Source organism: Aliiruegeria lutimaris (genome assembly GCF_900099935.1).
In the GTDB taxonomy this organism is placed as follows: Bacteria; Pseudomonadota; Alphaproteobacteria; order Rhodobacterales; family Rhodobacteraceae; genus Tropicimonas; species Tropicimonas lutimaris.
The window spans coordinates 1-20,384 of record NZ_FNEK01000084.1 but is presented as its reverse complement, the minus strand read 5'-3'; the positions used below and the strand labels follow the sequence as shown (position 1 = coordinate 20,384).

At 57.1% G+C, this 20,384-nt stretch carries 27 protein-coding genes and 2 pseudogenes; 22 read left to right on the top strand and 7 right to left on the bottom strand.

Annotated features, from left to right (window positions below; translation table 11 throughout):
• The 16 genes from BLR85_RS24210 to BLR85_RS24145 all read left to right on the top strand — a co-directional run.
• On the top strand, positions 1-280 hold a 280-nt coding region (locus BLR85_RS24210), incomplete at its 5' end, for a transposase (protein ID WP_139188532.1).
• Between the two features lie 358 nt (positions 281-638).
• Positions 639-926, top strand: coding sequence for a transposase (locus tag BLR85_RS30600; RefSeq protein WP_425284505.1), 288 nt, complete (start codon positions 639-641; stop codon positions 924-926).
• A 74-nt stretch (positions 927-1,000) separates the two neighbouring features.
• Complete coding sequence (locus BLR85_RS30595; protein ID WP_425284504.1) at positions 1,001-1,168, top strand: IS3 family transposase; 168 nt, start codon at positions 1,001-1,003, stop codon at positions 1,166-1,168.
• Between the two features lie 10 nt (positions 1,169-1,178).
• Entirely contained in the window at positions 1,179-1,637 is a 459-nt protein-coding gene (locus BLR85_RS30590) for an integrase core domain-containing protein (protein ID WP_425284503.1), read from the top strand.
• A 160-nt stretch (positions 1,638-1,797) separates the two neighbouring features.
• Entirely contained in the window at positions 1,798-1,995 is a 198-nt protein-coding gene (locus BLR85_RS24200) for a Flp family type IVb pilin (RefSeq protein ID WP_093163513.1), read from the top strand.
• Positions 1,996-2,070: 75 nt separating this feature from the next.
• Entirely contained in the window at positions 2,071-2,253 is a 183-nt protein-coding gene (locus BLR85_RS29655) for a Flp family type IVb pilin (protein WP_093163511.1), read from the top strand.
• A 171-nt stretch (positions 2,254-2,424) separates the two neighbouring features.
• On the top strand, positions 2,425-3,222 hold the full coding sequence (cpaB, locus tag BLR85_RS24190) for a Flp pilus assembly protein CpaB (protein WP_093163509.1): 798 nt from the start codon (positions 2,425-2,427) through the stop codon (positions 3,220-3,222).
• Positions 3,223-3,244: 22 nt separating this feature from the next.
• Positions 3,245-4,705 carry a pilus assembly protein TadG-related protein gene (locus BLR85_RS24185; protein ID WP_093163507.1) on the top strand — a complete coding sequence of 487 codons (1,461 nt, stop codon included), beginning with the start codon at positions 3,245-3,247 and terminating at the stop codon, positions 4,703-4,705.
• A 5-nt stretch (positions 4,706-4,710) separates the two neighbouring features.
• Complete coding sequence (locus BLR85_RS24180; protein WP_244520859.1) at positions 4,711-5,217, top strand: TadE/TadG family type IV pilus assembly protein; 507 nt, start codon at positions 4,711-4,713, stop codon at positions 5,215-5,217.
• Positions 5,214-5,864 carry a TadE/TadG family type IV pilus assembly protein gene (locus tag BLR85_RS24175; protein WP_093163505.1) on the top strand — a complete coding sequence of 217 codons (651 nt, stop codon included), beginning with the start codon at positions 5,214-5,216 and terminating at the stop codon, positions 5,862-5,864. The genes BLR85_RS24180 and BLR85_RS24175 overlap by 4 nt, the downstream gene beginning before the upstream one ends.
• 23 nt (positions 5,865-5,887) lie before the next feature.
• Complete coding sequence (locus BLR85_RS24170) at positions 5,888-7,096, top strand: CpaE/TadZ family protein (RefSeq protein WP_170844742.1); 1,209 nt, start codon at positions 5,888-5,890, stop codon at positions 7,094-7,096.
• Between the two features lie 13 nt (positions 7,097-7,109).
• Positions 7,110-8,507, top strand: a complete 1,398-nt coding sequence (locus BLR85_RS24165; RefSeq protein WP_093163500.1) for a TadA family conjugal transfer-associated ATPase — start codon at positions 7,110-7,112, stop codon at positions 8,505-8,507.
• 3 nt (positions 8,508-8,510) lie between these two features.
• Positions 8,511-9,482: a type II secretion system F family protein gene (locus BLR85_RS24160; RefSeq protein ID WP_093163497.1), complete on the top strand. Its 972-nt coding sequence runs from the start codon at positions 8,511-8,513 to the stop codon at positions 9,480-9,482.
• 10 nt (positions 9,483-9,492) lie between these two features.
• Positions 9,493-10,491 (top strand): type II secretion system F family protein, encoded by a 999-nt coding sequence (locus tag BLR85_RS24155; protein ID WP_093163495.1) that lies wholly within the window; start codon positions 9,493-9,495, stop codon positions 10,489-10,491.
• Between the two features lie 442 nt (positions 10,492-10,933).
• Positions 10,934-11,806 (top strand): helix-turn-helix transcriptional regulator, encoded by an 873-nt coding sequence (locus tag BLR85_RS24150; RefSeq protein WP_093163493.1) that lies wholly within the window; start codon positions 10,934-10,936, stop codon positions 11,804-11,806.
• A complete protein-coding gene (locus tag BLR85_RS24145) occupies positions 11,790-12,284 on the top strand; it encodes an A24 family peptidase (protein ID WP_093163491.1) in 495 nt (164 codons plus the stop codon). The genes BLR85_RS24150 and BLR85_RS24145 overlap by 17 nt, the downstream gene beginning before the upstream one ends.
• Positions 12,285-12,544: 260 nt before the next feature.
• On the opposite strand, the gene BLR85_RS24140 is transcribed toward BLR85_RS24145, so the two are convergent.
• The gene (locus BLR85_RS24140) at positions 12,545-12,988 is read right to left on the bottom strand and encodes an integrase core domain-containing protein (protein WP_425284507.1); all 444 of its coding nucleotides are present in this window, start codon (positions 12,986-12,988) and stop codon (positions 12,545-12,547) included.
• A gap of 56 nt (positions 12,989-13,044) precedes the next feature.
• Between BLR85_RS24140 and BLR85_RS24135 the strand changes: the two are divergent.
• Positions 13,045-13,491 (top strand): annotated as a pseudogene (locus BLR85_RS24135) (integrase core domain-containing protein); the annotation flags it as partial.
• 159 nt (positions 13,492-13,650) lie between these two features.
• On the opposite strand, the gene BLR85_RS24130 reads toward BLR85_RS24135, so the two are convergent.
• Entirely contained in the window at positions 13,651-13,887 is a 237-nt protein-coding gene (locus BLR85_RS24130) for a hypothetical protein (protein WP_093163486.1), read from the bottom strand.
• Positions 13,888-14,475: 588 nt separating this feature from the next.
• Between BLR85_RS24130 and BLR85_RS30585 the strand changes: the two genes are divergently transcribed.
• Complete coding sequence (locus tag BLR85_RS30585; RefSeq protein WP_425284502.1) at positions 14,476-14,991, top strand: response regulator transcription factor; 516 nt, start codon at positions 14,476-14,478, stop codon at positions 14,989-14,991.
• Between the two features lie 187 nt (positions 14,992-15,178).
• On the opposite strand, the gene BLR85_RS24120 is transcribed toward BLR85_RS30585, so the two are convergent.
• Positions 15,179-15,418, bottom strand: coding sequence for a transposase (locus BLR85_RS24120; RefSeq protein WP_280138529.1), 240 nt, complete (start codon positions 15,416-15,418; stop codon positions 15,179-15,181).
• A 23-nt stretch (positions 15,419-15,441) separates the two neighbouring features.
• Between BLR85_RS24120 and BLR85_RS30015 the strand changes: the two are divergent.
• Positions 15,442-16,263: pseudogene (locus BLR85_RS30015) on the top strand (transposase family protein); the annotation flags it as partial.
• 170 nt (positions 16,264-16,433) lie between these two features.
• Entirely contained in the window at positions 16,434-16,697 is a 264-nt protein-coding gene (locus BLR85_RS24105; protein ID WP_093163471.1) for a hypothetical protein, read from the top strand.
• A gap of 512 nt (positions 16,698-17,209) precedes the next feature.
• Here the strand turns inward: BLR85_RS24105 and BLR85_RS24100 are convergent.
• Together BLR85_RS24100 and BLR85_RS24095 are read right to left on the bottom strand one after the other, a co-directional pair.
• On the bottom strand, positions 17,210-17,851 hold the full coding sequence (locus BLR85_RS24100; RefSeq protein WP_093163467.1) for an acyl-homoserine-lactone synthase: 642 nt from the start codon (positions 17,849-17,851) through the stop codon (positions 17,210-17,212).
• Between the two features lie 97 nt (positions 17,852-17,948).
• Positions 17,949-18,575, bottom strand: a complete 627-nt coding sequence (locus tag BLR85_RS24095; RefSeq protein WP_093163465.1) for a helix-turn-helix transcriptional regulator — start codon at positions 18,573-18,575, stop codon at positions 17,949-17,951.
• Between the two features lie 139 nt (positions 18,576-18,714).
• On the opposite strand from BLR85_RS24095, the gene BLR85_RS24090 reads away from it, so the two are divergent.
• A complete protein-coding gene (locus BLR85_RS24090; RefSeq protein ID WP_093163462.1) occupies positions 18,715-19,206 on the top strand; it encodes an autoinducer binding domain-containing protein in 492 nt (163 codons plus the stop codon).
• Positions 19,207-19,566: 360 nt separating this feature from the next.
• Here the strand turns inward: BLR85_RS24090 and BLR85_RS30580 are convergent, their stop codons facing one another.
• Positions 19,567-19,767, bottom strand: a complete 201-nt coding sequence (locus tag BLR85_RS30580) for a DUF3237 domain-containing protein (protein ID WP_425284506.1) — start codon at positions 19,765-19,767, stop codon at positions 19,567-19,569.
• A 62-nt stretch (positions 19,768-19,829) separates the two neighbouring features.
• Between BLR85_RS30580 and BLR85_RS24080 the strand changes: the two genes are divergently transcribed.
• Positions 19,830-20,042, top strand: coding sequence for a hypothetical protein (locus tag BLR85_RS24080; RefSeq protein WP_093163456.1), 213 nt, complete (start codon positions 19,830-19,832; stop codon positions 20,040-20,042).
• A 49-nt stretch (positions 20,043-20,091) separates the two neighbouring features.
• Here BLR85_RS24080 and BLR85_RS24075 read toward each other — a convergent pair.
• A partial coding sequence (locus tag BLR85_RS24075; protein ID WP_170844741.1) for a transposase occupies positions 20,092-20,384 on the bottom strand: 293 nt, incomplete at its 5' end.

Sequence of the window (20,384 nt, the reverse complement as noted above, 5' to 3'; positions counted from 1 at the left end):
AAACGCGGATTTCCGATCCATCACGCGCGAAGAACACGAAGACGCCCGTCAGACAGCCCGAGACCTCGCCAAAACCGACCAATACGAGATCGCCATGAAGCTGCGGAAGAAGGTCGAGATGCTGTTCGCCCATCTGAAGCGGATACTCGGCCTCAACCGGCTCCGACTACGCGGTCCAAACGGCGCCAACGATGAATTCCTCCTCGCAGCCACCGCACAGAACCTCAGGAAACTCGCCAAGCTCCTTCCTGCACCTGCAGCATTGCCGAAAGCGCCATGAACAAAGGCGCTCACACCGTTTTTTGAAGCCAATTTTCTGACTTGCAGCGCATTGTTTTTCAACGGAATCGGCCGTTCACGATCGTTAAACTCTTTCCATTCTTGCCTGGCGTTCCTTGCGGCCAATGCTTGGACCGCGCAGGCAGCCGCCTCAACTACAAGGCTTGGCAAGGTCCGATCACGCCTCGCCCCTCTCATCTCTACGCTGATTGCCTCGTCCTTGCCCCGGCCCGGATTATGACCGTCCTTCTATATCAGCAGTGAACGAAGCAAACTGTTGAGCACGACATGACCAAGAGCCCCTATGACGGCCCCCTAAAACTGAGCCATTGTTTGGACCAGGATAAGTGGGACGGGAGATGGCTCGGAAACGGTATTCGGACGAGGATGTTCTGAAGCTGCTGCGTGAGATTGAGCTGAAGCTGGTGGATGGCGACGATGTACGAACGGCCTGTCGCTCGGTTGGTGTCAGTGATGCAACTTACTACAACTGGCGGCGTCGGTTCGGCGGGATGGGCAAGTCACAGCTTTCGGAGTTGCGCGGCCTTGAGAAGGAGAACGCCCGGCTGAAGAAGATCGTGGCGGAGTTGGAACTCGACAAGCTTATTCTCAAGGAAAGCCTGAACCACCTAAAGCCGAGGGCCTGACGACGAGCCAGCTTCGTCAGGCCGTCATTCACACGCGTCAGAAACTTGCCACGTCCGAACGCCGGACCTGCAAGGTGATCGGTCTTGCCCGCAGTTCCATGCAATACCGGGCTGTCGAACAGAACGACGATGAACTGCGGCTCGCCATGATCCGGCTGGCGAAAAGCCATGGCCGGTACGGTTACCGCAAGGTGGCCGAACTGCTTCGCGTCGAAGGCTGGCATGTGAACCACATGGCGTAATTGGGTCGGTGTGAAACCCATCCGGATTTGTCCGGGATCGCCCTGGGAGAACGGATACAACGAACGATTCAACGGTACGCTACGCCGGGAAGTCCTCAACGCCGAATGGTTCACGACAACCAGGCAGGCTCAGGTCGTCATCAACTGCTGGCTAAAAGAGTACAATTACACCCGACCGCACCAGGCGCTCGGAATGCGCCCTCCAGTGCCAGAAACTCTAACAAGAAGTGGTCCATGGAAATGCGGCTGGACAGACGGCGAGAAGGTCCATCTTGTTACCTTCTGGAGGTCAGCCCAGTTGTTGGAAAACCCGCGCTGGATCACCCGTTCGTGGGCTATTCTTCGTTGCAGCGCAACGGCGGACGGAGGTTACGTCTTGGGGGACACCACGAGCGACATTTCCGCTCCGACTCACTCCGATGCAAGCGCCTCAGATACTGTCTGCCGTAATCATTTCTCACAGAACTGACGCGAAATGCGGCCCAAAATACAACCTTAGGTTGAATTGTTCGCAGTTCTGGATGATGCGCACCCGTCTGGCCCCTGTCATCATGGGCAAGCTGGCCGAGAAGCTCGCCGGCTCACTCTCGCCGATCGACGGCGGAACTTCTTAAGCCCTGGAGGGACCTATGAACTACATGATGATGAGAGACTACCTGCGGATTACACTGCGTCGTTACATCAAAGATGACAGGGGCGTTACTCTGGTCGAGTACGGAGTCGCTCTGACTCTGGCGGTTGGCCTTGGCGCTGCCGCGCTGTCCACACTTTCGACCGACGTCGGCCTCAAAATGGGCGAGGCAAGTGGCGCTCTCGCACCGCAGTGACGCGTTCACGGACGAACCCTGCGCAGCTTGATCTGAAAGAGTTACTGTTTTCCGACAATACCCAGGAGCAAGTTTATGAAAGTTTTCCTGCTGAAAACGTTCAAATTCTTCGCGAAAGACGAAAGAGGTGTGACCCTCGTTGAGTACGGCCTCGCCCTGACCATGGCTGTCGGAGTCGGCGCGGGCGTTCTGGGTGTTCTGGCAACAGATCTCGACAACAAGATGGGCGAGGCGAGCACGGAACTGGCGCCGCAATAGAGCTACGCCGAAGTGCATGCCACGGGTCGTCCGACCCGAAAAATAGAGTCGCTGCGGCCATAAAGTGGTCGCGGCACTCCTACGCTTCTCTCCGGCAATTCCGTCCCACGCATTATGCAAGCGTCGGTGGTGTCGGAACAGCAGAGACTCCGAAATGAAAAGGATCCAACCATGCGACTAAGCGCGATTTTGACCACCCTTGTGGGCCTCGCCGTTGCGGGCGGGTCCGCCTATCTGGCGCGTGACTATGTCGAGCGTGGAAAGCTGGCGGCTCTGGAGTCCGAGACTGCCGCGACAGTGAGCGTACTGGTCGCGCGGCAGGATATTGCGATGGGGCAATCCATCGAAACGCATGTTTTGGAAACCATCGACTGGCCGCGCGACGCAGTACCGGACGGCGTGTTTACAGACCGGAACGAGCTGTTGCCCGAACGCGGTCAGCCGACCCGCAGGGCCAAGCGCGCCATCTCACAGGGAGAACTCTTCCTGCGGACAAAGGTCTCGGATTTCGGCGAGAAGGTCACCATCGGCCAGGAGCTTGGCCCGAACCTGCGCGCCATGGCGATCAAGGTCTCGGCCGAAACCGCCGTTGGCGGCTTCGTCACGCCGGGCGACTTCGTCGATGTGGTTCTGACGCAGGGCCGCAAGGAGGACCTGCGCGCGGTCACCATTTTGCAGAACATCCGCGTGATCGGCGTCGACCAGGATGCAGACGTGCACGGGGACAAACCCGAGATTGCGCGTACCGTAACCGTCGCGGTTTCGCCGGCAGAGGGCCAACGGCTCGCGCTGGCGCAACAGGCGGGCACGCTCTCGCTGACTCTTCGCAACTACGAAGCCGCAGATAGCCAGGAACTGAACCTGATCCGCCTGAGCGATATCCTGAAAGATGCACCGATCGAGGAGCGGGTCGCCCGCACTGTCGTTGTCCGCCGTGGCAACGTGTCGGAAGTAGAGGAGCTGCGCTGACCCTGTCAGCCAAAATGCCATCATGAAACCGCTGCGCTCCATAAACGATCTGAAACGGGATACCCGGGGTACGATCCTTGTTTTCTGGGCGATGTCGCTTGCCGTATTCCTGGGGATCATCGCATTGTCGTTCGATCTGGGACGCATCGGCGTCACCCATACGGAGCTTCAGTCCTTTTCCGACAGCGTGGCACTGGCCGCAGCCGGCGAACTGGACGGTCGAGCGGACTCGATCACCCGCGCCACGGCCGCCGCGGCGAACCTCATCAGTGATTTCCAGACTTTCGGTTCCGGCGGGCGCCTCTTGTCGGGCGATTCCGACTACACGCTCACCTTCTTCGAAGAACTTCCCGCAAGCGACCTGAGCGCCATGACGGCCGTGACCACGGACCCGGAAAAGGCCGCTTACGTGCGCGCCACGACCACGATGCAGACGGTGGACCTGTCATTCGCGGCGGCCTTCTCGGCGTTATCGGGAAATGACGGACCGGACAATGACGTGCGTGCCTCGGCGGTGGCGGGATTCACCATGTATGCATGCGACATCACCCCGATGATGTTCTGTGTGCCCGGCCCGGAATGGTCGGCCGATGAGCATGTTGGCCACTCCGTGCTTCTGCGCGCGGGCGGAAACGGTGCGGCCTGGGGGCCGGGGGATTTCGGGTTTCTCGACCCCGAGAACGTCAAGGTGGATCCGAACGGCCCGTGCGGTGGTCTCAACAACCAACAACTGGATCGCTGCCTGCTTAGTGCCGTCGGAAGCATCACGCAATGCTTCGTACAGCGGGGCGTCGACATGGAGCCGGGACAGAAAACCGGCATCGAGGATGCCGCCCTGAACGTTCGGTTCGACATGTACTCAGCGACGATGAACCACAACAAGAACGACATCAATTACGCTCCTGCGCCAAATGTCATTGACGGCATCGTCACCAAGAGCTGCAAGGCGGATCCAAACGTGGTCAGCAACCAGGACGACACGCCCTTGTCGGTTCCCCTGCCGCCCGATGATTGCATGCCGGGCTGTGGCCGCTTCGGTAACGGGGACTGGAGCGTCGGACGGGCGGAATACGAGACAGTGAACTATGCCGGCGCAGACCCGACCGGGCTGTCCGCGAACGCGACGCGCTACGAGTATTACCTCAAGGAGATCGAAATCAACGGTGGGGCGCTCTCGACGAATGCAATCCTTCCGAACGCCAACGCAGAGACCGGCCGCCCGCAATGCGCCCCGCAGGCAACATCGGATCCAGATCGTCGCGTCATCATCGCCGCCGGGATCGACTGCGCCGCCAACCAGATTCAGGGCGCGGCCGAAAATGTGCCGGTTCAGGAATTCGTCAAGATCTTCCTCATCCAACCCGGGAAGGTGAGCGGCACCAAGAAGTTCGACATCTATGGCGAGATCGTCGGTTCCGCCGGCGGAACCGGCGGGGGCGTTGCCGGTGCGACGTTCCATGATGTCGTCCAGCTTTACAGGTGATCGCAATGCAGATGCTCTCCCGACATATTCCAGCAATGGCCCGGCGGTTCGCGCGGTCCGAGAACGGTGCGCAGTTGGTCGAGTTCGCCATCGTGCTCCCGCTGATGCTGGTGATCTTTGCCGTGATCATCGAGGGCGGGCGGCTGATGTGGTCCTACCAGGCCACCAATTCCGGTGTCCGTGACGCCACGCGTTACCTGGCGAGAGTGGTTCCCTCCGATATCTGCTCTTCGAGCGCCTCGGTTGCCGATTGGCAGAGCGCGGTCGAGACCATCGTTCGGGAATCTTCTTCGGGAGATGCATTCTTTCCGACCGGAATCACGATCACCGCCGTAACACCGTCCCTGAGCTGTCACACTGGCAGCTACCGCGTTCCGGTGGTCGCCGTGGCCCAGGTCACAGCGAACCTCACGGTCACATTCCCCTTCGCCGGTGTTTTCGAACTCGTGAGCGGCAACCTGTCCACGATCAGCACGAGCGTGAGCGATCAGAGCAGGATTTTCGGAACATGAAACGGCATATAGCATATCGCCGAGGCTCCCATACCCTCGCCACGTTCCGACGCGACGAGTCCGGCGCAACGCTGGTCGAGTTTGCCCTGGTCCTTGCCCTGTTTCTGTTGATCTATTTCGGAACGATCGATTTCGGACGCCTGGCATTCCACTACGTCACGGCGGAAAAGGCGATGCATAGCGCCGCCCGTCTCGCCGCGGTTCGTCCGCCAGCCTGTGACGGCGTTCCCGAGTTTCATCAATCCGACCCCTTGAACACAGGCACTGGTGCGACTGACTATGGAACCCGGTGCAATGCGGGGGCGAACATCTGCTTGGCCGTGGGAACCGTTTCCTGCTCCGGCAACCTGAACAACCCAACCGTTGCCGAGATCTGGCCAATGGTCCGTGGAACCCTTCCCAACACGGCTGGGCCGGAAGATCTCAGATTCTCTTATACCTACGATTCCAACCTCGGTTTCCTCGGCGGTCCCTACGTGCCGGTCGTGACCGTCGAACTGCAGAACATCACTTTCCAGTTCGTTTCCCCGCTTGGCGCACTGGCCAGGCTGGCCGGCGCGACAAACACTGGCAACCTCGGTGCCGACATCGCCTTTCCCGCGATGAGTGTGTCGATGCCAGGCGAAGACCTCGCGCATGGAGCGTAGGGACAATGAATAAGGAGGCAAAAATGGCCGACAGTTCCCAATCGATTGCCATAGTCGGTTTCAGCGACCCTTCAGATCGGCATCTCGCCGACTCGATCCGGTCCGTTGGAAGCCTGCGGGTAGAAGAAGTCGTGAAGCCGCTTTCCGAGATCAATGGTCGGGCCGTGAAACTTTCCCAGGCCCACGGAGTGATCCTGTTCCGAACGCACGCCGGTTCGGATGCGGACATGAAAGCGCTTCAATACATTCGAAAAAATGCTGCTGGCGGTGCCAGAATTGTTGCGATGACCGAAGGGACGGCCTCGTTGCAATCCGCGCACATGTTGATGCGTGGCGGCGCGGATGCCGTCTTGCCGGACACTGTTTCGGCCGAGGAACTGGCCGACGTGATCCAGCAATCCTTCGGCGCGGTTGCCGCCAAGACATCCGCTTCAGGTCGCGGTCAGGGACGCATCATTTCCGTCGCGCAGTCGCGTGGCGGCGTCGGTGCCACGACCGTTGCCGTCAACCTTGCCGACGCCTTGCAGTCCAGAACGGGAAGGTTTCACAAGACACCAAGCCGCAGCGTCGCGGTGGTCGATTTCGACCTCCAATTCGGTGCGGTTGCCGGTTTTCTCGACGTGCAAAGAAACGACAGCCTTTACCAGCTCGCCAGGGAACAGGTGGTTCCTGACGATGTCTTCATGGAACAATCCCTTGTCCAATCGGCGTCGGGCCTGTCGATCTTGCCTGCGCCATCGAAGTTCGCGCCGCTGGACGCGATGACATCGGAGCAGGTTCAGGCAATCCTTAAGTTGCTTGCCCGGAACCACGACTACGTCGTCGTCGACCTGCCACGATCGCTTGTGGACTGGATCTCACCGGTTCTCGAGATGAGCGACCGCCTGTTGCTGGTGACCGACACCGCCGTGCCATCCATCCAGCAGGCTCGACGGCTGATCGACGTTTTCACCGAGGACAACATGAGCTTGCCGGTGGAAATCATTGTCAACTTCGAAAAACGCCCGCTTGTCCAGGGCAGACATCACAAGGTGGCCGCCAGCGTCCTGGAACGCCCGCTTGCCCATTGGCTGCCGCCCGATCCGAAAACGGCCCGGAACGCCCTTGATCGCGGCGTGCCGCTTTCTCAGGTCAAGTTGCGGTCTCCGCTCGTCAAAGCATTCGAGAAGCTCGGCAGACGTCTGGCAACAGCTCTCGATACCTCCGTCACAGTAACCAAGAAATTAGGCTGAGGAGCGCGACAAGATGTTCAAGACTTTCTCGAAACGACCGCATTCCGAGGCCAACGAAAAGGTCGTCCAATTGCTTCCCGAGGCGAGGACGGATCTTGGTGAAGTTCGTTCTGCGCCAGAACCGGCCGAAGAGGTCGAAGAATTCCGGGAGTTTCTCGAACTCAAGAGCCAGCTCCATGATGCATTGCTGGACAGGATGAACCTCTCTGTAATCGACAAGATCGAACCGGAGGTCTTGCGGCGGGAGGTTGGAGCGCTTGTCAGCCAGGTCTTGAGTGAAGAGGGCCGCCCCATGCGGTCCGAGCAGTTCAAGAAGATCGTCGACGACCTGATGCACGAGGTTCTGGGCCTGGGGCCGCTGGAGCCTTTGCTGTCGGATCCGGCGATCAACGATATTCTGGTCAATGGCCACCAGAACGTCTTCGTCGAACGCAACGGCCTTCTTGAACGGTCGAACGCACGGTTTCTCGACGAGAAGCACCTCCTGCGGATCATCGACAAGATCGTCTCCCGGGTCGGTCGCCGTGTGGACGAGGCGAACCCGTGGGTGGACGCGCGTCTCGAAGACGGCAGCCGCGTCAACGCGATCATTCGACCCTGCTCCATTGATGGGCCGAGCATCTCGATCCGGAAATTCTCGAAGAAGCCTCTGACAATGAACAAGCTGGTCGAAAACGGCGCACTTAACCGTTCGGCGGCAGAATTCTTGCAGGAGTTGGTTGCGGCACGGATGAACGTGCTGATTTCCGGCGGAACCGGTTCAGGCAAGACGACCCTTCTGAACGCGATGTCCGCCTATATCAACCAGAATGAACGGATCGTCACGATCGAAGACGCCGCCGAATTGCGGCTGCAGCAGGAACATGTCGTGAGGCTGGAAACGCGGCCACCCAATCCGGCCGGCAATGGCGCGATTGTGCAACGTGACCTGGTGCGCAATGCCCTGCGTATGCGCCCCGACAGAATAATCGTCGGCGAGGTCCGCGGCGCGGAGGCGTTCGACATGTTGCAAGCGATGAATACCGGTCACGACGGATCCATGACAACGGTGCACGCGAACTCTGCACGAGACGCATTGGGCCGGATCGAACAGATGGTTACAATGATCGGCCTCGAACTTCCGCTCTCGGCTGTCCGCTCGCAGATCGCCTCGGGACTGAACTTCGTCGTCCAACTCTCCCGGTTGTCCGACGGCAGCCGGCGGATTCTTGCGATTTCGGAAATCGTGGGAATGGAAGGGGATATCATCACCATGCAGGATCTGTTCGTGTTCCGCCGCAAGGGGATTTCGGAGGACGGTCAGGTTCTCGGCGAATTCATGGCAACGGGAATGCGTCCTTTCTCGGCGGAACGCCTGCAGGCAGCCGGCGTCAAGTTGCCAGCTGAAATGTTCGCAGCCAGGGAGGTCTGAACCATGCAAGGACTGATCGGTGAACAGGAATTCATTTTCATCGTCTATTGCGGAATTGCCGTCGGCGCTCTTGTCCTGGTTTCGGGACTCGCCCAGTTGCTGAGCGGCAGGGAAGATCACAGAGAGGCCAGGAGCCGGCGCATGCGAATGATCGCAGACGGTCGCACCACGGCGGAGTTGCTGGCCTTGCTGAAGCCGGACCGCAAACACGGACTTTTCTCATACATCCCCTATTTCGGCGATCTCCCGGAGAAATTGCGCAAGGCTGGTTTCCTGATCAGTACAAAGATGTTTCTGGCCGGATGCCTTGTGTTGTGGGGGGCTCTCACGTTGATCGGCGCCCGTTTCATGGAGATCGAAACGGTGGCATTATTGATGGCGGTTCCGTCGTTCGGCCTGCCCATAGCAATACTCGAAGCTCGGATTCAGAAGCGCACTGAGGCTCTCCTCTTGCAGTTGCCGGATGCTCTCGACGTTATGGCCCGTGGTCTCAAGGTCGGCCACCCCCTTAGCGGATCGATCGCGACGGTTGCTCAGGAAATGCCCGACCCAATCGGGACCGAGTTCGGCCTGATCCACGATCAGGTGAATTTCGGGGACGATCTTGTGGACGCGTTCAAGGAATTCGCCGAAAGAGTCGGTGTCGAGGACGTTGACTACCTGTCCTCCAGTATCGGGATCCAACATGGCACCGGGGGCGACTTGGTGCGTGTTATCAGTGTTCTATCGCGCACGATCCGCAACCGCATCTCCATGCGCCGAAAGATAAAGGCAATTTCTTCGGAGGGTCGTCTCTCGGCGTGGTTTCTCTCCGCGTTACCGTTTGTCATCTTCGGATTCACGATGGCTTCAACCCCGGACTATTACGGCGGTGTGGCAGGGGATCCCATGTTCAAGCCGATGGCTGTGACCGTCGCCGTGCTTGTCATCGCCAACGCGTTGATTCTTCGTCGAATGGTCAACTTCCGGATTTGAGGACGCGCTCATGGAACAGTTTTTCAATTTCCTTGCAGGCATCGAGTTCAACATTGATTTGTTGATCATCGTTGGCGCCGCCCTCGGGGGCATTCTGCTCGTATTTGGGCTGAAGTCTGCGGTCGCGACTTCGAATCCCGCCGCAGATCGCCTGGCGGTTTCCGACCATAGACGCCAGGCGCGTCTGGATCAGGGAATCCTCAAACCGGTGGATCGCGACCCGAAGGGCCTTATGAAATCCTTCGTGCCAACCGACGAAGCGCACCGCACGGAACTTCGGCGCAAGCTCCAGCAAGCCGGCCAGGGTGGTCCAGACTGTGTGATGCGGTTCATGCTCAAGCGGGTGGTCTTCGCGCTGCTCCTTCCGGCTTTGTTTCTCGGTCTGGTCACGGCAAGCCGCGAGGTGCCCGGTATCGTTCCGGATGGACTCGCCCGGTGGCTCGGCGGCCTGTCGAACTTTGGCATGTTCCAGTGGCTGACCCTGCTCATCGCAGTCGGGTATTTCGGACCCTTGCGCATGCTCGACTCGCGGGTTGAGGCAAGACAGCAGCGTATTGCTGACGGTTTTCCCAATGCCCTGGACCTGCTGCAGATTTCGGTCGAAGCGGGACTGGGCTTCGATTCCGCCATGACGCGGGTCGGCAACGAACTGGCGACGGTCTCTCCCGACATTGCCTTCGAGTTTCTCAGCGTTCAGCACGAGGTTCACGCCGGCCGGTCACGCGAGGCGGCAATGAAGGACATGGCGGACCGGATAGGGCTCGACTTCGTTCATTCTTTCGTCAACGTCGTTCGACAGTCCATGCAGCTTGGCACGAGCATGACCGATGCGCTCAACGTCTATTCCGAAGAACTGAGAGGCTATCGTGAAACGCTCGCACAGGAAAAGGCCAACAAGTTGCCGGTCAAGATGTCCGCAGTTCTCGCCGCATTGATGCTGCCGGCCTTGATCCTGCTGTCCGTTGGTCCTGTTGTGATCCGTTATGCTAACTACTTCGCGGCTAACTAAAGTTCCGAGTCTGACACCTACTGCCCGTTCTTTCGGGGCTCATTGAGGATATTCAGGGCGTGTCGAGACCGCGAGATTGTGGCGTCGGTGGTTCTGGTCCAGGTTCAAGGGCTTGGTATTCGATTTGTGACGTGACAGGTAACGGTAGGTAACGAACTCCAAATCGCTGATGCTAAAGTCGTGGCCGGATGTGGCCGGTGCGGTTTTGGTCCGGTCGAAGTTCATAGCGGGGGCAGGGCTAAGTTGCCGGCAAGAAAAATCCATCGCGCCTGAAGCCCCAAGACTGAAACACATCACCACCAATGGAAGTCTGGTTTCCGGTTTCGACTTCTAGAAAAGATTGTTCTGGATTTGGACGAAGTCGCAATATTGACACATTTGTTAACAAAGGTTAACCTCATTTTGAGGTGGGATAGTATTGTGTTTTGGTGAGAAACCCCGAGTGGCCATTTTGGTGAGTCATTTATTTCTCAGGGGTGAAATGTCGGAATTTTATGAGGGAGGTCTTCGCGGAAAGGAAGTCAATGCCGTGTCGTTAATTGACGCGGTCTTTCGTTGGTGCGAAGCAGTACTGAAGTGTAGCGTCGGCTTTGACACGGCCCTGGGTGCTATTTCTTATGGAATTGGCGCGGAGGCGATAGCTGTTTCTCGCGTCTGGAATGGAAGAAACGGAACGAAAATTATCGTTCACGACAGGGAACCTGCGTCCTCTTCGCGGCCCAAGCTAAACCAGTCATATTCATCAGATGTTCTAGGGGACTACTTGACCGCTGCACGGAAGGGAACGGTCTGGCTCCAGTCGGTGGTGAAATCGGAGCCGTCTGGAGAACTCGCGTTGTTTCATTCTCGGCGTTCGATGCGTGAGTTGGCAATCATCCCGTTGGAAAAAAGCGACAATACTTTCGATTTCCTGGAAGTCCATTTTCCGGAGCCGCTTTCGCCGATGCAGCATGTTTTGCTCAATGCCCTTGCGCAGACACTCGGCGAGGCTTGGGGTGCTCGTAAGAAGGGCGTTTTCGTTGCGAACATCGTCGAAACGTGTGATCACACCCGCAGCCTGACCAAACGGAATATTCTCAGGCATGACAACCCCGCGAATTTGAGCCGGGCCGAGTTTCGAGTGTGTCTGTTCTTGAGTAATGGTTATTCGGTGCAATCAATCTGCTCCGAACTGTCTGTCTCTCGATCAACTCTCCAGACGCACCTGCGGAACATCTATGCCAAGACATCGACGCAGAACCTTCCGGACTTGCTCTATATCCTGCTGAAAAAGGGATGCACGGCTTCCGGCGAACCTCTTGATCGAATTGCGTGAGGCGGAGGACATGGAGCTTGTGCCAATCTGTCTCGCATCGCCATTGCTCCTTTGGATGGCGTATAGCGACCTGCGATACATGCGGATTCCGAACTGGCTCGTTCTAGGGCTTGTCGCGATATTCCTGATATCGATGCCATTCCTGCCCAGAGATTCCGTGGTATCAAGACTGTTCACCGCAAGCCTGGTATTTGTCATTTGCGGTTTCGCATTCGCGGTCGGATTTTTCGGTGGAGGTGATGCCAAGGTTCTCCCCGCATTGATCTTGCTAGTTCCTTCCGAAACATTGCAGTTTTTCGGGCTGGTTTTTTCGGGCTCCATGATGATCGGGCTAGGTTTCGTCGTGGCCGTCCAAATGGTTCCTCAAGCACGAAATTCGAGATGGCTTGGCATTCGCGCCCAAGGGATGTTCCCAATGGGCGTGTCGATATCCATAGCAGGATTGGTTCATCCGTTCGCAGTTTCGTATGCCATCTAAAAGATTGGTGTCGCCTTGCATGCAATATCTTGAATCCAATTGATTTTCAGAAACCTGGCGTGACCCGGATCGGTTATGGCGATTGTTGAAGGTGTATCGAGAGTCGCACCGGGTTTGCAGGATGCTCTATCGTTCCATAGGTGCACCCGATACAGAGCTAGCCAATGGAAGCGTCCCGCCAGTTGGTGAAATCCCCTATCCCACAATCAGTCCATTAACCTTTCCGTCCAGAACGGTGCTTGCTTTGTCCAGCCGCATTTCTATGGACCACTTCTTGTTAGAGTTTCTGGCACTGGAGGGCGCATTCTGATCGCCTGGTGCGGTCGGGTGCGATTGTACTCTTTTAGCCAGCAGTTGATGACGACCTGAGCCTGCCTGGTTGTCGTGAACCATTCGGCGTTGAGGACTTCCCGGCGTAGCGTACCGTTGAACCGTTCGTTGTATCCGTTCTCCCAGGGCGATCCCGGATAGATCCGGATGGGCTTCACACCGACCTTCTCAAGCCAGCCCTGCGTCGCTACTGATGCGAACTCCGGGCCGCGAATGTATTCGGGTTTGCCGTGGCGCAGGAAGAGGCCGTAGAGGACCTCCAGCACGTCCTCTGATCCCGTCCTGGTCCGCACTTCCACCGCCAATGCCTGACGGGTGTATTCGTCCAGAACCGTCAGCATATTGTAGCTGCGTTTTCCGTCGTCAAATAAAATGGAACATCAACGCGGCGAGGCTGGGTTGAAGGATCAATCTCCCAAGCCCAAACATGTCTGGAGACGTCACTGACACGCTCAATCTGGCTTTGCGGGCTTCAGGGTGCGACCAAGTTCATGTCGTCCACAAGCCACGCTTGTTGAGCGACAATGGCTCATCCAACGTCTCTGGAGATCTGGCTGAATGGTTGCAGGATAAGGATATGAAGAATTCCCGAGGAGCGCCCTACCATCCCCAGACACAGGGAAAGATCGAGCGCTGGCATCAGACCCTGAAGAACCAGATCCTCTTGGAAAACTACTTTCTGCCAGGGGACCTCGAAGCACAGGTCGGAGCCTTCGTCGACCACTACAACCATCAGCGTTTCCACGAGAGCCTGAACAACGTCACGCCTGCCGATGTCTACTTTGGACGTGACAAAACCATTCTGGAACAAAGGGAAAGGATCAAGCTAAAGACGCTCGAAGCGCGCCGCTTGCAACACCGCCAGCGCGCTGAATAATCCAACCAACCTGATGAGCCGAATACTCGCGCACTTCAGCCCGGTCTTGGTGCCAAAATCCCTGACGACGGACACCCCTGTGTCGTGACATCGTACTCCTTGGCCTACAGGCGCCGGGCAAGCGTGGTAGTCGTAACCACCACATTTCATTCAACGGTGTCATGCCATCGAGGTGCCATTCTCCGGTTTCCGAGCGCGACGTTCTGCCAGACGCTCATGAATGAGCTGTTCAAAAGGAAGAACAGGATTGTCGTATTCTTCTGGGACGGGCTTCGCAAAACGCTGGAACACCACGGTCATTCCGGCGTTTGCAATCCGTCCCAGAAGCCTTTTGATTGGGGAGAGCAGAGGGCCAAACACCAAGAATGTGCTCAATAGGACCAAGAACTCGAACATGGTAACATCCTCTCTTGAGATTCCGACACTCAATAAACGGTGGATACACAGCGTGCTCCCCTGGAACCCAATGTCTTCCGAAAAAACACTCGGCGCATCATGGTTAATGGGGCTGTTTGAGCGTTGTAGTCGGCACAAATGTGCCGGTTCGTTCGGCATTGTCCCGGCTGGATCAACAATCTGCGCCTTCGTCTAATTTTCGCCAACTCCCCTCCTCGAAGCGCGACGGGCGCTCCGGAGACGCCGTGCCGGTCACGCAGATCCATTCGTTCGGCTTGAAATAGTCGCTGCGTCATTCCTCAGTCTCCGGTCCGGGTCCCGACACTCCCAGCAGCCAGTTCTGCTCCAGCAAAATACTTTACTCGACACTGTGCCAGGAAACGCAGTCAACGGGCATTGACGCCCAGGCGGGGATCCCGCTGTTTGATCTCTGCCGTAGTACAACTCGGTCACGGTAGAAAATCTCTTGCCTATCGGCAAAGGGACGTCATGCACGCAAACGTCGTGGGAACCATCTTGTTAGGTTTCACGGTCGTCGCTTGTGTTGCTCCGGACGACGGAAGCTAAACCGCACGAGAAGTGTCTGACTTGGACCGGCTGCTTGCAGTGGGCCCGAAGTTGAATCCCGGCACAGCGGTCATCGTTTCCGCCAAGCTCGGTTTGGACTTCGATGCAGTGAAACGCAGCCCTTCCACCATAACCCGCCATTTTCCTGCCGGATTGTCGCCTCAATCTACCTGCAACAAGGAGACTGATCGGGGGGCTGTCGGCAATACCACTCGGGCGATGTGTCAAAGGACCACGCCGAGAGTCCTGGAGAAAGACATGAACCGCAACCACTTCGTGAAACATGAATTCAACGAGCGGGCATTCGAATTCGATCACCAGGGTGATTCTGCGCCCACGACCATGCTTTCGCCGCGTGAGCTTGCCGTAATGACCTATCTGGCCAAAGGCATGACTCGGGCCCAGGCTGCTCATGAAATGGACATTTCCGAACATACGTTGCGCGTATACATCGAAGCTGCGCGCCACAAACTCGACGCTTTGAATACAACCCACGCGGTCGCGCGCGCCTTGATCCGTGGATTGATCATCGATTGATCGCTTCGGAATTTATCAATTTACAACTCCCCAAACTCTGAAGCGTGCGCGGCAAGTATTGGAGCACAAAAAAGACAGTCTCCCACGGCGTGGTGTAGGAGCGCCGACCTTCGGAAAGGTCCGAGGCTGATCAGGTTACGACGGCGGGCAGCCTGACGGTGGTATTATCGGTGACGCGGGCGAGGGTTTAAAGGCTTATGAAGCGCCGCGCGACGGTCCACTCATCGTAGGTCCTCAGCATCAGAGCGCCGACGAGCCGAATGATGACCGCTTCGTTCGGGAAGATCCCAATGACGTCGGCGCGCAGCTTGATCTCGCGGTTCATCCGTTCAAGTGGGTTAGTGGAGCGGGTTCTCTTCCAGCACGGACTGCACCAGCGCTGCCAGCCCGTCCTGTCCCTTTCGGAGCGAGCCATTGAAGGCGCCATTGGTTCAAGTCCAATGGCGAGCGAGCTTGGCGCAGGAGGCTGGCCTGAAACTACGCCAAAGCCATGCCCGCCTCGGGCCGCGGTTGGTCGCACAGGTGAGCCGCTACACCCATGCCCGGCAATTCAAGAGGATACGCAAGGGTCTGCGACGGCTCAAGGGCTACACGGGGCGTGTCATGCGGGACATCCAGCGCCAGGTTGACGCCATCACCGACAGCGCTCTGCGAGAAAAGATCGCCGTTGTAAACCGGTTGCCCCGGCAGAAACCGAAGAACAAAAGGAAGCTCCATGCCCTGCATGAACCAGACGTCGACTGCATTTCCAAGGGAAAGGCGCGCAAGCGCTACTAGCTCGGTTGCAAGGTAAGCGTTGCCACCATGCACAAGGAGGGCTTCGTGGTGGGCATGCGGTCGATGCCGGGCAACCCCTATGACGGCCACACCTTGCACGAGGCGCTCGAACAGGTGGAGATCCTCACCGATGTTTGTCCCAAACGCGCCTTCGTCGATCGCGGCTACCGAGGCCACGGGGGCGACGGCACGGCAATCTTCGTTTCCGGTCAGCGGCGCGGCATGATCCAGGCCTTGAAGAAGGATCTTCGTCGACGCAGCACCATCGAGCCGACCATCGGCCACATGAAAACAGACGGACGCCTCGCCCGATGCACCCTCAAGGGAACAATCGGTGACGCGGTCTTCGCTGTGCTCTGCGGTTGCGGCCAGAACATTCGCCTGATCCTCGCCCACCTGCGGAAACTCGTCGCCGTTATCTTCGCCTTCCTGCTCGGCGCAATTGTCTCGATCGTCCGCGCGAGCCGGCAACCAGAGCCCCGGATCGCTCTATAGGCGTGATATTCAGGACCGACTACTTATAAGCGAACAAAATGCAGACAATTCCGGGTAATGTGATCTTATTGTTCAAGGATTGGCCCGTGCTCTGAACCTTTGAACATGGTGCGAAAAGCACCGGATTGTCCGACTATGGAAATGCGAAAGAGGAATGACAGGTGCAGGACATGAACGAGTATTTTCCGATATTTGGAATGTTGGTGATTTTCGTGCTTGTTTTTTATCCGGATGTGCCGTCGTGGATCCGGCACCTGTCGTCCCTTTCGTGCACGGTTACGCGGAGCCTGCTTGAGTTGCTTCGCTTCTCGACCGAAAAGCTCAGCGACGTCGTATACGTCGTTCGAATGGTGACGTCGGCCCGGCCCAAAGACGAAATTGCCATCACAGGCAACTGGGGCGCCGGTCTATCAGAGGCTTATTCCGACAGATGATTTCCTTCGATTGGACAAGTCGGCTCCCTATTTCCGCCCTGTTCCAAGCCGAGTCTGTATCCACCCAAAGAAGCGTGGAGCGCGGACGTGAAGTATTCTGTAGAGATCATGGAGGATTGCTGGGTGGTCATGCTCGTTCCGAGCGCCAACCTGAATCGTCAGATAAGATATGCGAAGAATTGTTTGGTTACCGATCGCTCTACGACCCGCTCTCCGACAAAGCAGGTTCCGTTGAATTCCGCTTCGGACCTCTCGAACCGCTCATCTACATAGTCGGTCGACAATCGCGGAAGGATCTTCGCAGCGGAATGTTGCGTTCTTCCGTCACTTCTTGAAGTGTCCGCGCAAAAGCTGCCTGCCGGCCTGCCTAGCTTCGTGAGTTCGTGCGTCATTGCCATACACCTGAAACCAGTGTTCTGGCCCCCTGAACGCGACAATTGCACGTCCCGTGGCTCAAAATAAGGCCCATTCTAGAAACAAACCTTTTCTTTGCGCTGCTGGGAGAGCCAAAACTACCGTAAAGACACTGCACGAAGCCGCCTTGGCTGATACTTGAACTTCGCTTGACTCGAAGTCAGCGCCGGCATGCTCAACATCGAATAGGAACGCCCGTCATTCTCGCATTTATATGTGCGTCCGATCCGCTCGACATCGTGTCCGAGCTTTCGGAGCGCTTGCTGCAAAGACGGTCGCGTGAGACATACAAGCGTGGTCGCGCCGTGGGCGGCGGCGATCTCGGCCAAACCGTTGACGATCAGATCAAGGCATTCGGTGCGTTGTTGGGGTGTGGTAAGTTTGTCCGAAATCACAAGCCTGGTACATTCCCAACTGACATCAGGAGCAAAGGACCTATCAATCAGATCGGAGGGAATGCCATGCAGCAATCCGTTCATCGCGTCCTGGATCATACTGGTATGCGGACCCCAATCGGCCTGGATAGGCATTGTCCTCGCCCCCCCCACTATCTCGCCGTCTTGAACAACAAGTGAGAAATGAGCCGAGGGATTGTCATATTGGTCCATCTCAACCACATCATTATGTGGTATGTCCCAACTGAGCGTATCCACGAATAGGCGCTTGCGAAGGCGCAAAAATCCATAGAAGGCATCTCCATGCTCATGCATGGAAGACATGTCAAAGCGAATATTCTTCATCAGACCCCACCGTCTTTCACGGAGATAATGACGGGAGACGCTGCGTTGTTAAGTGAAAATCCCCATGCACCTGTGGATAAAAGTATCTCAGTGGCAATTATGTCATTCTGAACAATCCCCTACGCTCCGCAATTGTCACAGCGTGGACGGTGTTCTTGGCCTCTAATTTTGTCTTGGCACTCTTGAGCCGCTGCTTCACAGCGCTCTCGCTGATATCCAGTTCGTATGCAATCTGCTTGGTCAGTTGCCCGTCCCGGATCATGTTCAGCGTTTCGATTTCGGCCTCGGTGAGGATATCTCGGACAGGTTCTTGCTGGTGCAGTTGCAAGAGGTGGTCCATGAGCGTCGCCATCTCATGGTGAGAGAATTCCTGGTCGGATCTGGCAAACGTACCAAATGTTCGAATACCCGGCTCATGTTCGTCGACAACGCAAATGGCCGTCCCGTAATTCAGCCCTTGCTGTGCTGCCAGAGCCAGAACGCTCCGGGGATCTTCCAGTTCGATTTCGCTCCACCTGACGAAGCCGGTATTCTCGTAGATCCAACGGGTAACCGGGTCATAGAGCATCAGGGCGTCGCGGGTGTAGATGTACACCCACGCACGTGGGAGCGTGTTCCATTCATATTCCGGAAATGCAAAACCCACCCGTACTGCAACGTGGAAACCTGCAGGCGCCAGTGCTTCCAGCACAGCCTTGTCATGATCCACATCGTCTCGTGCCATTCGGTTGCCAGATCGTTTTGTTGTAGAAGCTTCCAGTCTTCTGGTACGCTGCGGTTAGTGTGGTAAGTGCGGTTACTTTGGGGAGAGAGCCTGAACAGACCGCTCCGGTCCAATGGCTAACGGTTAACAAAGGCGAAAGATGGACGACATTGGTCAAGTTCGTGGCATTCTGGCGGAGATTAACGGAGCGTGCGACGCTGGCTTTGCCGTTGCCCTTCATGTCAGCTTCTCGACGCCAAGATTTCTCTTTCAGACCTATCGCCCCGACTGGGCCAAGGTCTATTCAGAGAGAGGCTTGGTAATGCACGACCCTGCGGTGAAGTGGGGGCTGCACAACGAAGGGATCATCGACTGGGCGGATCAAGAAGCTGATGATCCCGCCAATGTGTTCGCCCTCGCGCGGGATCACGGCCTAAAGCATGGGTTTACAGTTGGGGTGAATGCCGGTGGGACACGAAGCGTTGGCGCTTTTGCAAGAACAGAAAACCCGTTCACGGGCGAGCAAGTCACCTCTATTAGCGACAATTTCAGATGCCTGCACGATCTCACACAGGTTGACACATCAGATCACGCGGTGTTGTCCGAACTGCTGAAAAAGTTGTCTATAGAACTCACCCATGACTGGACTTGAACCAAGTGTCTGATTTCTTGCAGCGTTCAAGAAGGCCGATCCTCGTGAGGCTTAGTAACGCTTAGAGCCCGAATTGCTGCAGCTTTGCTGTTCCAGCCAATCGGCCAGCGAACAGGAGCGCGTACTGCATGACTGAAACATGCACAGGGGCCCCAATGCCCCCGAATGGACCTGCACCGAAGATTGTGATCTGGGAGAGACGCCTTTTCGCTGACGACTATTCCGTTCCGTTGAGCGTCAGAATCAAGCGCAGGAGGATGTACGTGGCGTCTTCGAGAATGATTTCCGCCCGGCAATGCCGGTGTCCTGAAACTCAAATCTGACGGGTGGATGCAGCAAAATCAGGAAACGGCGTACACATCAATCTGGATGCGCTGCCCCATTGGCATCAGGGAACAGAGGAACAAGTGTTCCCTCAGCCAGGAATTGGGGGCCATTGGGTGCGTCGAAGACTGGCGCCGCGCGGAAGTAATATTGGTCGGGTGCCACGGAGTCGCCCGCCCGCATCCTGCTGGCCACTTCCGGCGAGGATGCTCGTAGTCCCCGATTGGCGACATAGATGAGCGTGCCGTCTTCGGCCTCGATCTTGTAATGCGCCTCAACCCGCGTATTGCCGTATCGCCATGCTGGAGTATCACCCGGAGATCTGTGGCACGCTGAACCTGGTCTTCAATCCCAAGCTCAGCGATCGCGACATAGCGGTTCTCCGGACCCTGCGGCAAGCCGATCCCGAGGGCGAGATCCTTTGGATGAAGCAAGACCTGCAGATGTTGGCCTACATGTTCAAATACATGCTGAACTGGATGCATCACACCGGCGAAGTGGCTCCGAAGTAGGGAAAGGCTGCGCCCCCGCCAGATCACGAAGTCCTAGAGCACCCCGCCATTAACCTGAGACATATCCGGCAGCCTTGAAGTAGCTCCAGCATTCTTGCGGAGAATAGAGATCGCAGACCTGGGCGATGGCGCCGAACAATTCGGTGAAGGTGCGAGCGCCGATCCTGCGGAGGTGAGCCTTGAGCTTCGAGAACGCCATTTCGATGGGGTTGAGGTCGGGGCTATAGGGCGGCAGGAACAGGAACCAGCATCCGGCGTCTCGCATGGCCTTGGCCGCGGCGGCGCTCTTGTGTGTAGCGAGGTTGTCCAGAATGACCACCGTTCCCGGCGCAAGTTCCGGAA